Origin of the sequence: Rahnella sp. PAMC25559 (assembly GCF_050632365.1) — a bacterium.
Taxonomy (GTDB): Bacteria; Pseudomonadota; Gammaproteobacteria; order Enterobacterales; family Enterobacteriaceae; genus Rahnella; species Rahnella rivi.
Genome location: NZ_CP192543.1, coordinates 4625915 through 4639974 on the forward strand (window position 1 = coordinate 4625915; position 14060 = coordinate 4639974).

The 14060-nt window shown below is 54.7% G+C and carries 12 protein-coding genes; 11 read left to right on the forward strand and 1 reads right to left on the reverse strand.

Annotated elements, in window-relative coordinates:
* Window positions 1-39 precede the first annotated feature (39 nt).
* The gene (locus tag ACQZQY_RS22295; RefSeq protein WP_122097060.1) at window positions 40-1398 is read right to left on the reverse strand and encodes a 2-hydroxycarboxylate transporter family protein; all 1359 of its coding nucleotides are present in this window, start codon (window positions 1396-1398) and stop codon (window positions 40-42) included.
* 338 nt (window positions 1399-1736) lie between these two features.
* Here ACQZQY_RS22295 and ACQZQY_RS22300 point away from each other — a divergent pair, with 338 nt between their 5' ends.
* The 11 genes from ACQZQY_RS22300 (at window position 1737) to ACQZQY_RS22350 (ending at window position 14033) form a co-directional block, all read left to right on the forward strand.
* Window positions 1737-3401, forward strand: coding sequence for an ATP-binding protein (locus ACQZQY_RS22300; RefSeq protein WP_431296434.1), 1665 nt, complete (start codon window positions 1737-1739; stop codon window positions 3399-3401).
* Window positions 3394-4107: a response regulator gene (locus ACQZQY_RS22305; RefSeq protein ID WP_056781995.1), complete on the forward strand. Its 714-nt coding sequence runs from the start codon at window positions 3394-3396 to the stop codon at window positions 4105-4107. Before ACQZQY_RS22300 ends, ACQZQY_RS22305 begins: the two co-directional genes overlap by 8 nt.
* 589 nt (window positions 4108-4696) lie before the next feature.
* Window positions 4697-5893: a glycine betaine/L-proline ABC transporter ATP-binding protein ProV gene (gene proV / locus ACQZQY_RS22310; protein WP_056781996.1), complete on the forward strand. Its 1197-nt coding sequence runs from the start codon at window positions 4697-4699 to the stop codon at window positions 5891-5893.
* Window positions 5890-7089, forward strand: coding sequence for a glycine betaine/L-proline ABC transporter permease ProW (proW, locus tag ACQZQY_RS22315; protein WP_431296435.1), 1200 nt, complete (start codon window positions 5890-5892; stop codon window positions 7087-7089). The genes proV and proW overlap by 4 nt, the downstream gene beginning before the upstream one ends.
* 102 nt (window positions 7090-7191) lie before the next feature.
* On the forward strand, window positions 7192-8202 hold the full coding sequence (gene proX, locus ACQZQY_RS22320) for a glycine betaine/L-proline ABC transporter substrate-binding protein ProX (RefSeq protein ID WP_056782000.1): 1011 nt from the start codon (window positions 7192-7194) through the stop codon (window positions 8200-8202).
* Between the two features lie 25 nt (window positions 8203-8227).
* Window positions 8228-9223, forward strand: a complete 996-nt coding sequence (proX, locus tag ACQZQY_RS22325; RefSeq protein ID WP_056782002.1) for a glycine betaine/L-proline ABC transporter substrate-binding protein ProX — start codon at window positions 8228-8230, stop codon at window positions 9221-9223.
* 188 nt (window positions 9224-9411) lie between these two features.
* Complete coding sequence (locus tag ACQZQY_RS22330; RefSeq protein WP_056782004.1) at window positions 9412-10596, forward strand: MFS transporter; 1185 nt, start codon at window positions 9412-9414, stop codon at window positions 10594-10596.
* 165 nt (window positions 10597-10761) lie between these two features.
* Window positions 10762-11523 (forward strand): AzlC family ABC transporter permease, encoded by a 762-nt coding sequence (locus ACQZQY_RS22335; RefSeq protein WP_371414336.1) that lies wholly within the window; start codon window positions 10762-10764, stop codon window positions 11521-11523.
* Window positions 11513-11854 carry an L-valine transporter subunit YgaH gene (gene ygaH, locus ACQZQY_RS22340; protein WP_431296436.1) on the forward strand — a complete coding sequence of 114 codons (342 nt, stop codon included), beginning with the start codon at window positions 11513-11515 and terminating at the stop codon, window positions 11852-11854. Before ACQZQY_RS22335 ends, ygaH begins: the two co-directional genes overlap by 11 nt.
* Window positions 11855-12033: 179 nt before the next feature.
* Entirely contained in the window at window positions 12034-12555 is a 522-nt protein-coding gene (gene mprA, locus ACQZQY_RS22345) for a transcriptional repressor MprA (RefSeq protein ID WP_056782008.1), read from the forward strand.
* Window positions 12556-12578: 23 nt separating this feature from the next.
* The gene (locus tag ACQZQY_RS22350) at window positions 12579-14033 is read left to right on the forward strand and encodes an efflux transporter outer membrane subunit (RefSeq protein ID WP_122097065.1); all 1455 of its coding nucleotides are present in this window, start codon (window positions 12579-12581) and stop codon (window positions 14031-14033) included.
* The last annotated feature ends 27 nt before the right edge of the window (window positions 14034-14060 follow it).

The following is a 14060-nucleotide window of genomic DNA, read 5'->3' on the forward strand; positions in this document are numbered from 1 at the left end:
TGAAACAACGCCCTCCCGCAGGAGGGCGCTGAGAAAGGCTCAGGAGAAGAACTTCGCCAGCACGAAAAGCCCGACGGAAACGTTGATCGCCCCGCCGATGCGCGTGGCAATTTGCGCGAACGGCATCAGCGTCATGCGGTTACCGGACGTGAGGATCGCCACATCGCCGGTGCCACCCTGCCCGCTCTGGCAGCAGGAGACGATCGCCACATCGATCGGGTGCATACCGATTTTCTTGCCGACGTAAAAGCCGGTCGCCACCAGCGCCACCACCGTGGTGACGATCACCAGCAGGTTTTGCACGGTAAAAGCGTCGATCAGCTCCTGCCACGGGGTGATCGCCACGCCGACCGCGAACAGCACCGGGTAAGTCACGGCGGTGCGGAAGAATTTATAGACCGCCATCGATCCGTGCTGAATGGTCGGAGAAATCCCGTTCGCCAGCTTCACCACCACTGCCGCAAATAACATGCCGACCGGCGCGGGCAGGCCGATCCACTTCTGTCCAAGCATGCCCACCATGTACAACAAGATCGCCAGCAGCGCACCGCAGGCCAGCGCATTCACGCCCGGATTGCCCTCAAACTCGTCGGTGCCGCTGCCCATCTGGCCTTTTTTAGAAGGCATCAGCTGGCCTTCGCCGGTCAGATGCGGATAACGTTTGCCGATCTGGTTAAGTACACCAGCCAGCACGATCGCCGTCAGGCTGCCCAGCATGACGATCGGCAGAATACGGCCCAGCGCCACGCCTTGCTCCATATGCAATAGCGTGGCGTAACCCATCGACAGCGGGATCGCCCCTTCGCCCACCCCACCGGCCATGATCGGCAGGATCAGGAAGAAGAAAGTTTGCACCGGCGGTAACCCTAACGCCGTACCCACGGCCATCCCGGCAAGCATCCCGACGATTTCACCGCACAGCATCGGCACAAATATGCGCATAAACCCCTGGATCAGCACCTGACGGTTCATGCTCATGATGCTGCCGACGATAATGCAGCAAATGTAGAGATAGAGAATGTTGGTGGATTTATAGAATTTCACCGTGGAATCCACCACGACGTCCGGCAGCAGGCCGTAATGCACCATCGCTGAAGGTATAAAGGTGGCGCAGATCGCTGCCGCACCCAGTTTTCCCACCACCGGCAGACGTTTGCCAAACTCGCCGCAGGCAAATCCGAAGAAGGCCAGCGTGGCCACCATCACGACGATATCGCTCGGCAGTTTGCCATTGAGGCAATCGAGCAGGATAAGCACCCCCGCCAGCAGGAAGAAAGGCAGCGGAATAATCCCTATCTTGTAGTTATCCAAAATATGCCACCATTTTTGTCTGGCGGAGGCTGTGGATTTTTTGGTGTCTTCTTTAACAACAATGTAGGAATCGTCGGTTGTGCTCATGACATCGCCCTTTTCTTATCGTGACTTTTTTATTGAGAGTGCCAGCATAAAAAACAGGGCGTCAGGGCGGATGTGAGTTTGTTCAAATTAAACCCGCAGGGATTAAGGTTGTTATGGTTTTTATGGTGTTAATGCGACGGCATTTATAAGGATTATCAGATTAGTAGTAAAAACCCATATTAACCCTGTAATTACTGCGTGAAATAAAGACGAATTTAATTGCCCGTTCACAACTCTGCCGTTGCCCGATGACGATGGCATTTGTGCCGTGATAGGGTTATTCGATGTGTGGCTTTTGATTTTCCCCGTGGCAGGTGACTTTCTCCGTGGCAGGTTGTATGAAACGCAGATTACCTTTTCAGGTAAAACTCTTCTTATCTCTGGTGTTATTTTCGTGCCTGCTGTTAGCGCTGCTGGGCGCGATTTTATTTCACGTGATCGACCGGCAACTGCATCACGATCTCGGCCAGCGGGCACGGGTTCAGGCCAGTGAAATCGCGCTGATGCCGGGGCTGGCGCAGAAAGTCGCCGATCGCGACGTGGCAGGCATTGCCCGGTTAATTCAGCCGCTGCGTGATCAAAGTGATGCCAGTTATATCGTCATTGGCGACGTGCGCGAGCGACATCTTTATCATTCCGAATCGCCGGAGCGAATAGATCTGCCGATGATTGGCGGGGATAACGCAGAAGTGCTGGCCGGCAAAACCATTATTTCGGTGCGTCAGGGCGGGATTGGCGTGTCATTACGCAGCAAGGCGCCGATCCTGAATGCCAGTAAACAGGTGATCGGCATTGTTTCCGTCGGTTATCTGACGTCTTACATCGACAATATCAATGGCCGCCGTCTGGCGCAGGCCGGTTTATACGGCATGCTGCTTTTACTGCTGCTGTTTATTTTTTCGTGGGTGTTTACCCGCAACGTAAAAAAACAGATGTTCTGGCTGGAGCCCAAAGATATTGCGCTGCTGGTGCGCCAGCAGAAAGCCTTACTGGAAGCCATGTATGAAGGTGTATTTGCGATTGACGGCCAGAAGCAGCTGATTTTAATTAACCGCGCGGCAAGAGAACTGCTGGATATTCGCCAGCCCGAAAACCAGCTGCTCGGCAAACCGCTGAATGAGGTGCTTGAAACGCCGCCGACATTCTTTACCCAAAGCGGTGTCGCGGAAGATAACCCCGCCAGCAGCAGCCGCCACGATCAGATTACCGTGCTTAATCAGCGACAGGTGATTGTTAACCGCGTTCCGATTGAGCTTGAGCCCGGCAAAGAGAGCGGATGGGTATTCAGCTTTCGCGATAAAAATGACATTAATACGCTGAGCAGCCAGCTGAGCCAGGTGAAACGCTATGCGGATAACCTGCGCATCATGCGTCATGAACAGCTGAACTGGACCGCGACGCTGGCCGGTTTGCTGCAAATGCAGCGCTACGACGACGCGATGCGCTACATTCAGGCACAGTCCGAAGGCGCGCAGGCCGTGCTGGATTTTGTGTCGGCGCGCTTTACGTCGCCTGCGCTGTGCGGCCTGCTGCTGGGGAAATACGTCAGCGCGCGGGAAAAAGGCGTCGAACTGGCGTTCGATCCGGCCTGTCAGTTACTGCGCATTCCGGCGGCCATCAGTGAAACCGAGCTGATGTCGGTTATCGGTAATCTGCTGGACAACGCCGTGGACGCCACCCTCAACGCCGGGACAGCGGCTGTGCCGGTGGAGCTGTACATCTCCGACAGAAACCACGAACTGCTGATTGAGGTGGCCGATCGCGGCGGCGGCGTGGACGACGCCCTCAAGCCGCATCTGTTCGAACAGGGCGTCACCACCAAGCCGCTGAGCGGTGATGAGATGACCGGTGCAGAACATGGCATCGGTCTGTATCTGGTGGCGAGTTACGTCCGTCAGGCGGGCGGCAGCATCGAAATCTCAGACAATACGCCGCAGGGGACGATTTTTTCAGTGTTTATCCCGACGACGTCGGATGCTTCAACAGGAAAGAAACATGAATAACAGCAGCGCACTCGATGTCGTGATTGTGGAAGATGAACCGCACCTTGCTGGTCTGCACCGCGATTTTATCGAACAAAATTTCAATCTGCGCGTGGTCGGCCTGGCCTCGACGCTTGAGCAGGCGCGTACGCAGCTGAGATTGCATCAGCCACGGTTGATCCTGCTGGATAACTATTTGCCCGACGGCCAGGGCGTGGATCTGATTGACAGCCCGTTACTGAAAAGCTTCGACTGCTCGGTGATTTTCATTACCGCCGCCAGCGATATGCAAACCTGTAGCCAGGCCATGCGCAGCGGCGCGTTCGATTACATCATCAAACCGGTGTCATTCCATCGCCTGCGCAGCTCGCTTGAACGTTTTATGCAGCTGGTACAAACGCTGCGCCATGTCAAAGTGGTCGATCAGCGCGCGCTGGACCGGTTGTTCAACCTGCCCGCCAGCGACACGCCGCCCGCCCCTTCCGCGAAAGGCATCGAGCCCAATACGCTGGAACTGGTTCAGCGGGTATTTAACGCCAGGCCTGAGGTCAGCTGGTCTGTTGAACAGGTGGTGGAAGAGGTCGGGATCAGCAAAACGACCGGCCGCCGTTATCTGGAATATTGCGTGGAAATGGGCTTTATCGGCGTCGAGATGCAGTATGGAAATATCGGCCACCCGAGGCGGCTGTATCGCAAAATAGCAGACCCGGAAAAATCCGCATCCTGATGACGAATTTCGGCTGTTTTTCCTGACCAATTTCCCCCGCACCGCCGGCCTCATCGCCGGCGAATTTCCCGCCTCCCCCACTGCTTTAGGCGATAATTTCACAACGCATGTCGCTTTCAGACAACCGGTAAATTCACGCCTTTCACATAAATCTGAAATCTCTATTTACACCTGTCAATACGCACTAGATGAGCGGCATTAATTTGATATAAATCACGCAATTATTTCACCCTAAAACCCCACAAAAACAAAAGATATTAAAACCAATAAAATCAATGTATTAAATATATTAAAAGCAAAAATGCACTGCCGTTAAATTAGCGATTAACCCCCCGTCATCGCACGGGGTAATGTGTCATTAATTGTCAATGCGGATTTACCGTAATTAAACACTGCAAATACAGATAAATAGGTAACCAGGAACACAATCATGAATATTCCTCGGAAACATTGAGACTTGTCTCAGAATGTCGATGTGTTAGGGTATAACGCGTTCACTATTTCGTTACAGGTAAGATCCTATACGGTCCAACAGAAAAACTAGACATCGAGCCGATACGGCTATTTATATCCAAGGAATGCACATTGCATGGCAATTAAAATCGAAGTAAAGAATCTTTATAAGGTATTTGGCGAAAACCCGGATCGCGCTTTCAAGATGATCGACGCAGGCAAGGGTAAAGAAGAAATTTTTGAGAAAACCGGTCTGTCACTTGGCGTTAAAGATGCCAGTCTGGCCATTGAAGAAGGCGAGATTTTCGTCATCATGGGGTTATCCGGTTCCGGTAAGTCCACCATGGTACGCCTTCTCAATCGTCTGATAGAGCCCACCCGCGGCGAAGTGCTGATCGACGGCGAAGACATCGCTAAAATCTCAGAAGCAAAACTGCGCCAGGTGCGCCGAAGCAAAATCAGTATGGTGTTTCAGTCCTTTGCGCTGATGCCACACCTGACCGTGTTGAATAACACCGCGTTCGGGATGGAGCTCGCCGGTCTGCCGGTGGAAGAGCGTAATGCCAAAGCGCTGGATGCGCTGCGTCAGGTCGGGCTGGAAAACTATGCTAATTCTTACCCTGATGAACTGTCCGGCGGTATGCGTCAGCGTGTCGGCTTAGCCCGCGCCATGGCCAATAACCCCGACATTCTGCTGATGGATGAGGCCTTCTCGGCGCTTGACCCGTTAATCCGTACCGAAATGCAGGATGAGCTGGTGAAGCTTCAGGCTCAGCATCAGCGCACCATCGTGTTTATTTCTCATGACTTAGATGAAGCCATGCGCATCGGCGATCGCATCGCCATTATGCAGGGCGGCGAAGTGGTACAGGTCGGCACACCGGAAGATATTCTGAATAACCCGGCCAACGACTATGTCCGTACCTTCTTCCGTGGCGTGGATATCAGCCAGGTATTCAGTGCCAAAGACATTGCGCGCCGTCGTGGCGCACTCATTCGTAAAACCCCCGGTTTTGGTCCCCGTGCCGCGCTTAAGCTGCTGGAAGATGAAGACCGCGAATATGGTTATGTGCTTGAGCGTGGACAGAAATTCATCGGCGTTGTGTCGATCGAATCCCTGAAAACCGCGCTGAAAGCTAATCAGCCGCTGGAAAGCGCCCTGCTGGAATCTCCGGCACCGGTGCAGGCAGACATGCCGCTCAGCGAACTGATTTCTCTGGTCGCCGCTGCGCCTTGCGCCGTGCCGGTGGTCAATGAGGACAATAACTATATCGGTATTATTTCCAAAGCCATGCTGCTTCAGGCGCTGGACAAAGAAGGGGGTAACGAATGAGCACTTCACATATCACGAACTCAGTCACTCAGCACGCACAGGCCGCACAGGCTCAGGCGCTGGATCCGTCCATCGATCCGTGGAGTGCCGATAACGCCAGCGGCGGTGTGGCGCCACAAGCCGACGCCGCCACTTCTGCTGCGCCAGCCGATGCGGGCAGCAGCGATCCCTGGGGCGGCGACAGCGATGCCGCTACCAGCGCGCCGGATACCACGCACCACGCCGCAGCACAGGCCAATGACTGGCTGAGCGTCGCACCCGAACAGCATCAGCATTTTTCTATTCTCGATCCGTTCCACAGTACGCTGATCCCGCTCGACCATTGGGTGACGGAAGGGATCGACTGGCTGGTCACGAATTTCCGTCCGGTATTCCAGGGGATCCGCGTACCGGTCGATTTCGTCCTGAGCGGCTTCCAGCACGGTCTGGAAACGCTGCCTGCACCGATTGCGATCTTAGTGTTTGCGCTGATCGCCTGGCAGATGGCGGGGTTAGGCATGGGTGCCGCCACGCTGGTGTCTCTGGTATTGATCGGCGCGATCGGTGCCTGGTCACAGGCAATGGTGACGCTGGCGCTGGTTCTGACGTCGCTGTTCTTCTGTATTCTGATAGGCCTTCCGCTCGGAATATGGCTGGCGCGCAGTCAGCGGGCGGCGAAAATTATCAGGCCACTGCTTGATGCCATGCAAACCACACCGGCGTTCGTGTATCTGGTGCCGATCGTGATGCTGTTTGGTATCGGTAACGTGCCGGGCGTGGTCGTGACGATCATCTTTGCCCTGCCACCGGTGGTGCGTCTGACCATTCTGGGTATCAATCAGGTTCCGGAAGATCTGATCGAAGCCGCCAAGTCGTTTGGTTCCAGCCCGCGCCAGTTGCTGTTCAAAGTACAGCTGCCGCTGGCCATGCCGACCATCATGGCCGGTATTAACCAGACGCTGATGCTGGCGCTGTCGATGGTGGTTATCGCCTCGATGATCGCCGTGGGCGGTCTGGGTCAGATGGTCTTGCGCGGTATTGGCCGTCTGGACATGGGTCTGGCCTCAGTCGGGGGTGCGGGTATCGTTATCCTCGCCATCATCCTCGACCGTCTGACACAGTCCATGGGTCGCGACAGTCGCAGTAAAGGCGGTCACCGCTGGTTCACCCGCGGTCCTGTCGGCCTGGTGATGAAGCCATTCGCCAAAAAAGCCTGATTCAGGCACTGCACTTCTCCCGGCGGTTCGCCGCCGGGAACTCTCAAAGCGAAAAAACGCAGTCCACTCTTACGTATTCACCAGCAAGAATAAGGGTTCACCATGCGCACAACTCAGAATAAAACACCGATCAAAACACTCATCCTCGCATTAGCAGTAGCAACACCTGCCGCTTTCGCTGCCGATTTACCGGGCAAAGGCGTGGTCGTCAAACCGTTGCAAAGCACCATCGCGGAAGAAACATTCCAGACCGAACTGGTCAACCGCGCGCTGGAAAAACTCGGTTATGACGTTCAGCAAACCGGCGAAGTGGATTACAACGTCGCCTACACCGCGATTGCCAGCGGCGATTCCACCTACATGGCCGTGAACTGGGAGCCGCTGCAAAAAGACATGTACACCGCAGCCGGTGGCGACCAGAAGTTCTACCGTCAGGGCACTTACATCAAGGGCGCGGCGCAGGGTTATCTGATCGACAAGAAAACCGCTGACAAATACAACATTCATGATTTATCGCAGCTGAAAGATCCGAAACTCGCCAAACTGTTTGACGCCGACGGTGACGGAAAAGCCGATATGGCCGGTTGTAATCCGGGCTGGGTGTGCGGCGCGGTAGTGAATACGCAAATCAAAGCCTATGGCCTGAGCGATACCGTGACGCAAAACGAGGGCAACTATTCGGCCATTATCGCCGACACGCTGACCCGCTATAAATCCGGCAAGCCGGTGCTGTATTTCACCTGGACACCGTACTGGGTGAGCAACGAACTGAAACCCGGCAAAGACGTGGTCTGGCTGACCGTGCCGTTCTCTGCCACACCGGGCTCACAGAAAGACATGGATACCACGCTGCCTAACGGCAAAAACTACGGTTTCCCGGTCAATAACGAGCACATTGTCGCCAACAAAGCCTGGGCTGAGAAAAACCCGGCAGCGGCAAAACTGTTCGCCATCATGCAACTGCCACTGAGCGACGTGAATGCACAGAACCTGCGGATGCATGAAGGGGAATCCTCTTCAGCCGACATTCAGCAACACGTTGACGGCTGGATCAAAGCGCATCAGGCCACTTTTGACGGCTGGATCAAAGAAGCCGCCGCTGCCGCAAAATAATGAATAACAACAATTCGAGGAATTTATGAAGAAGACAGGAATCTGGGCGGTTGCCGCTCTTACCACGCTCGCCACTGCCACCACTTTCGCCGCCGATCTGCCGGGTAAAGGCATCAGCGTCACGCCGGTTCAGAGCACCATCAGCGAAGAGTCTTTTCAGACAGAGCTGGTCAGCAAAGCGCTGGAAAAACTGGGCTATGACGTTCAGCCAACCCGTGAGGTCGATTACAACGTCGGCTACACCACGCTGGCTGCCGGTGATGCGACGTTCACCGCCGTTAACTGGTCACCTTTGCATGATGAAATGTACAAAGCCGCCGGTGGCGACAAAGTCTTTTACCGCGAAGGGACATACGTAACCGGCGCGGCACAGGGCTGGCTTATCGATAAGAAAACCGCCGAGAAATATCACATCACCAATATCGAACAGCTGAAAGATCCGAAACTGGCCAAACTGTTTGATACCAACGGTGACGGCAAAGCCGATCTGACCGGTTGTACGCCGGGCTGGGGTTGTGAAGCTGCGCTCAATGAGCAGCTGAAAGCCTATGGTCTGGAAAATACCGTGACGCACAATCAGGGTAACTATTCCGCCATGATTGCCGACACCATCACGCGTTACAAAGAAGGTAAACCTATCTTCTATTACACCTGGACGCCGTACTGGGTGAGCAACGTGCTGATCCCAGGTAAAGACGTGCTGTGGATGCAGGTACCGTTCTCCGTGGTGCCGGGCGATAAAAACGCCGATACCAAACTGCCAAACGGTAAAAACTATGGTTTCCCGGTGAGCACCATGCACATCGTGGCGAACAAAGCCTGGGCTGAGAAAAACCCGGCTGCTGCAAAACTGTTTGCCATCATGAAACTGCCACTGAAAGACATCAATGCGCAGAATGCCGCGATGCACGCCGGTAAAAATTCCGATGCTGACATCTCCGCGCAGACGGATGGCTGGATCAAAGCCCACCAGGAACAGTTCGACGGCTGGGTAAAAGAAGCGGCTGCCGCCGCGAAGTAAGCCAGTAACGAACGCAGGAACAGCAACGGGCGGGGAGAAATCTCCGCCCGTTTTTATGTACGATAAAACCTCTATTACAAAACCAGATAGTTGCCATTAAAACTATTCATTGGTTTAATATTTTTATCATAACGATAATCGTCGCTCGCATTTCCCTGCTCCTTCAATAAGATCCGTTTATTCTCACTATGAAAAAAACTACAACACATTCTCCACTCAGCCCGGCGCTGATCATTCTGATGGCGATTGCCACCGGGCTTGCCGTCGCCAGTAACTATTACCCGCAGCCGCTGCTGGAAACCATTGCCCGCGCGTTCAGCCTGTCGGTCAATCAGGCCGGTTTTATCGTCACCGTCGCGCAACTCGGTTATGCCTGCGGGCTGATGTTTATCGTGCCGCTGGGCGATATGTTTGAACGTCGCGGCCTGATTGTGCTGATGACACTGCTCTCCGCCGCCGGATTACTGATCACCGCCATGGCACCGACGCTGACCATGATGTTAGTGGGCACCGCGCTGACCGGGCTGTTTTCCGTGGTCGCGCAGATTCTGGTGCCACTGGCTGCCACGCTGGCGGAGCCGGAACGTCGCGGAAAAGTGGTCGGGCTGATTATGTCTGGCCTGCTGCTGGGCATTTTGCTGGCGAGAACCGTCGCGGGCGCCCTGGCGTCACTGGGCGGCTGGCGTACGGTGTATTGGGTGGCGAGTGCGCTGATGATCGTCATGGCGCTGGTGCTGTGGCGCAAACTGCCGAAACATGAGCAGAAAACCGATCTGAATTATCCGCAACTGCTGAAATCTATTTTCTCGCTGTTCATTCACACGCCGGTGCTGCGTACCCGTGCGCTGGTGGGGATGTTCTGCTTCGCTAACTTCAGCATTTTGTGGACCTCGATGGCGTTCCTGCTGGCCGGCCCGGCGTATCACTATTCCGAAGGGGTGATCGGCCTGTTTGGTCTGGTGGGTGCGGCCGGTGCGCTGGCGGCAACCCGTGCGGGCAATCTTGCCGATAAAGGCAAAGCGCATCTGACCACCACCGCCGGGTTAATCCTGCTGCTGCTGTCGTGGGCAGCGATTGCTTACGGTGAGCATTCGGTTATCTCGCTGATTATCGGCATCATCGTTTTGGACCTTTCGGTTCAGGGCGTACACATCACCAACCAAAGTGTTATCTATAAGACCATGCCCGAAGCACGTAACCGCCTCACGGCAGGTTATATGACCACTTACTTTATCGGTGGCGCGGTCGGCTCGCTGGTGTCGGCTTCGGCCTATCAGGCTGCGGGCTGGTATGGCGTTTCCCTCGCGGGCACGCTGATGTGCGTACTGAATCTGCTGGTCTGGTGGCAGGGACACAAATACAAACTCGCCTGATTGTCGGGGCGGTTAAAATAGAATCAGGAGGGAATCATCACCCCTCCTGATTAGCTTGCGAATAATCATTGCTGAAATTTATTTGTACCAAAGGGTGTTAACAATACTTACAGTCTGGTAATGTTTGCGTCATGAATTATTCGCCGGCCACACTCCGGTTTCACAATGTTTTATACATCCATGCAAACCAATCCTGATCCCGCCCGCGTTTCCACCTTCCGGCAAGGTGTGACTGACAGCCTGCCCGTAGTGATCGGTTATCTGCCCATCGCTTTTGCTTTCGGCCTCAGCGCCGTCAAACTTGGCTTCACCCCTGCTGAAAGTCTGTTGTTCTCCGTGCTTATCTACGCAGGCGCCAGCCAGTTTGTGATCACCGCGCTGCTCAGCGCCGGAATGTCTTTATGGGTTTGCGCCCTGACGGTCATGGCGATGGATGTCAGACACGTCCTGTACGGCCCCTCTTTGCGTAACCGTCTGGTGGGAAAACTCAATGGCAGGAAAACCGCGCTCTGGGCGTTCGGCCTGACCGATGAAGTGTTCGCCGCCGCCACCACCAAACTTATTCGCGATAAACGCAGCTGGAGCGAGGACTGGATGTGTGGCATTGCGCTCTCGTCCTGGCTTTCCTGGGTTTTCGGCACCGCCATCGGCGCGCTGTTTGGCAACGGTCCGCTGGAAAATTTTCCCGCCGTTGAGGCTGCGCTCGGGTTTATGTTGCCTGCGCTGTTCCTGAGTTTTCTGCTCGCGGCGTTTAAGCGCCAGCAAAGCATGGTGTTTGTTGCCTCGCTGGCCGGGGCTCTGAGCGGGTTGATGTTCTGGTCAATTCCCGCCGCCATTGGCTGCGGGCTCGCGGCCGGTTGCCTGGCCGCCCTGCTGCAACGGCCCCAGGCGACATCTGCGACGGAGGTCATCTCCGATGAGCACTGACGTTGTTCTGGTGTGTCTGCTGGTGGGCGTGGTCAATTACCTGTTCCGCTATTTGCCCCTGCGCATCGGCGCGCGGCGAACTTCAGGTGGCCTGAAAAGTGGCCCGCTCTCCCGCGTGCTCGACAGCATTGGTATCGCCTCGATTTGTGCGTTGCTGGTGGTTTCAGGCGCGCCGGACGTAATGCGTGACCCGCAAAGACTGCTGCCGTCACTGGCCGGTTTCGTGCTGCTGACGCTGATTTTCTGGCGCACAAAAAGCATCATTATTGCCACGCTGACTGGCGCCGTGGCGTACGGCCTGGTGTTCAAGGTGATGCTGATGGCGGTCTGAAACCCGCTATTTTTTTACGCTCTGGCAACATGTAATCAAAGTTTGTTGAATGCTTTAAACATCGAATAATTCACCGGGGTTATGAATCACACTAATTGCTAAAGAATTGGTGATTCATAACATTGATATTATTAATTACCATCGTTACTATGTCATCTGTAACTAATGAGGCTTCTCATATGGACAGTTCGTTCTCGCCAATTGAAAAAATGTTAAATTTCCGGGCTAAAAAGCAAAAAGATTTTCCTTATCAGGAAATTTTGCTGACCCGTCTTTGTATGCACATGCAAAGTAAGTTGCTGGAAAATCGCAACAAAATGCTGAAAGCGCAAGGGATCAACGAAACCCTGTTTATGGCGTTACTGACGCTTGATGCACAGGAAAGCCACAGCATTCAGCCTTCTGAGCTGAGTTCTGCACTGGGGTCTTCCCGTACCAACGCCACCCGCATTGCGGATGAGCTGGAAAAGCGTGGATGGATCGAACGCCGTGAAAGCGACAATGACCGCCGTTGCCTGCACTTGCACCTGACCGCTGATGGCGAAGCCTTTATTCAGAAGTTACTGCCGCCTCAACACAAGAGCCTGCATTTCCTCTGGTCGACCTTAGACGCAGATGAACAGAAGCAGTTAGAAACCCTGACGCGCAAACTGTTAACTCGCCTTGATCAGATGGATGCGACAGCACTGCAACAATTCTAAATTTCTGTTCAGGTAAACCACACATGTCACTCCAAGCTCGCTGGAGGCTTACGCCGCTGTTTGCCGTTTTGATTTTGGCCGGCTGCGCCTCCAGTAATAGTATCGCTCCTCAGTCGTCGCTGCTGGATACGCAACAGCTTCATCTGCAGCAGGCAAAGGTCAGCTCCCTGACCCTCGGCCCACAGTGGTGGCGCAGTCTTAATGACCCGCAACTCGATGCCCTGATGACCACAACGTTGCAAAACTCGCCATCGTTACGTCAGGCGGCAGCGCGCGTGCGCGAAGCGCAGAGTGTGATGGGCGAAGCGGATGCGGCCAATGGCCCTTATCTGGATTTGAATGGATCGACGCGACGTGAACGTGTGGCTAAAAACACCATTCCGCCGTTTCTGACCAGCTACCCTGAAGCGCCTATCTATGACAGCAGCAACAGCCTCGGCCTGAATCTGAGCTATGAGTTTGACTGGTGGGGAAAATACCGCAATCAGGTGAATGCCGCGAAAGCACAGGTGGATTCCGCCCGTGCTGAACAGGCACAAGCCGCTCTGACGCTGACCAGTTCGGTGGCGTCAGCCTATTATCAGTTGCAGGCGAATCTGGCCCTTCAGGACGTTCTGCAACATCAGGTAGATAACAACCAGCGTCTGGCCGATCTGCGTAAAGCGCAGTATCAGGCGGGGGTATATGGCATTGAGATCCCGCAACAGACGCAGGCACAGGCCGACAGCGCGAAGCAACAGATCATCACGCTGAAGTCGCAAACCGAGCAACTGCGCCATGAGTTATCGGCACTGGCCGGTCGTGGCCCCGATGCCATGAACGGGCTGCACGCTGTGGCACTGCCTTCGCCTGACGCGCTGGCACCCCAAGGTGAGCTGACCCTCGATTTGCTGGGTAAACGCCCTGACATCGCCGCACAGCGCGATCTGGTCGAATCCTATTCCCAGCGCGTCAGCGCCGCGAAAAAAGAGTTCTACCCAAGCCTTTCCATCAGCGCCTTCGGCGGTCTGACGACCACCAACTACGGAGGCACCAGCCCGAATCTTCTGGAAGCCGCCAGCAAAGCCTGGAATATCACGCCAGCGATTTCGCTACCGATTTTCCACGCCGGTGCGCTGCGCGCCAAACTGGGCGAAGAGTCCGCGTTATATGACCAGTCCGTTGAGTCGTATAACCAGACCATCCTGAACGCCATCCAGCAAACTGCGGATGCCATCACTGTCTCGAAAAGCAGCGTTGAACAATTGCAGCAGGCTTCTTCTGCCGCGAAATCGCTGGAAGAGGTGTATCGCGTTTCGGATGCAAGATACAACGCTGGCATCATCGGACGGGATGAGCTGTTGACCAGCCAGTCAGCGCTTCTGCAACAACAGCAGGCGCAACTTAATGCCAGCAGTCAGGTGATGCAGGCAAAAATCAGTCTTATCCGTGCGCTCGGGGGTGGCTATCAGGCCCCGGCTGCGGATCAAAAATCATAATAATTACACAGACTCAGCGTGGAGAAG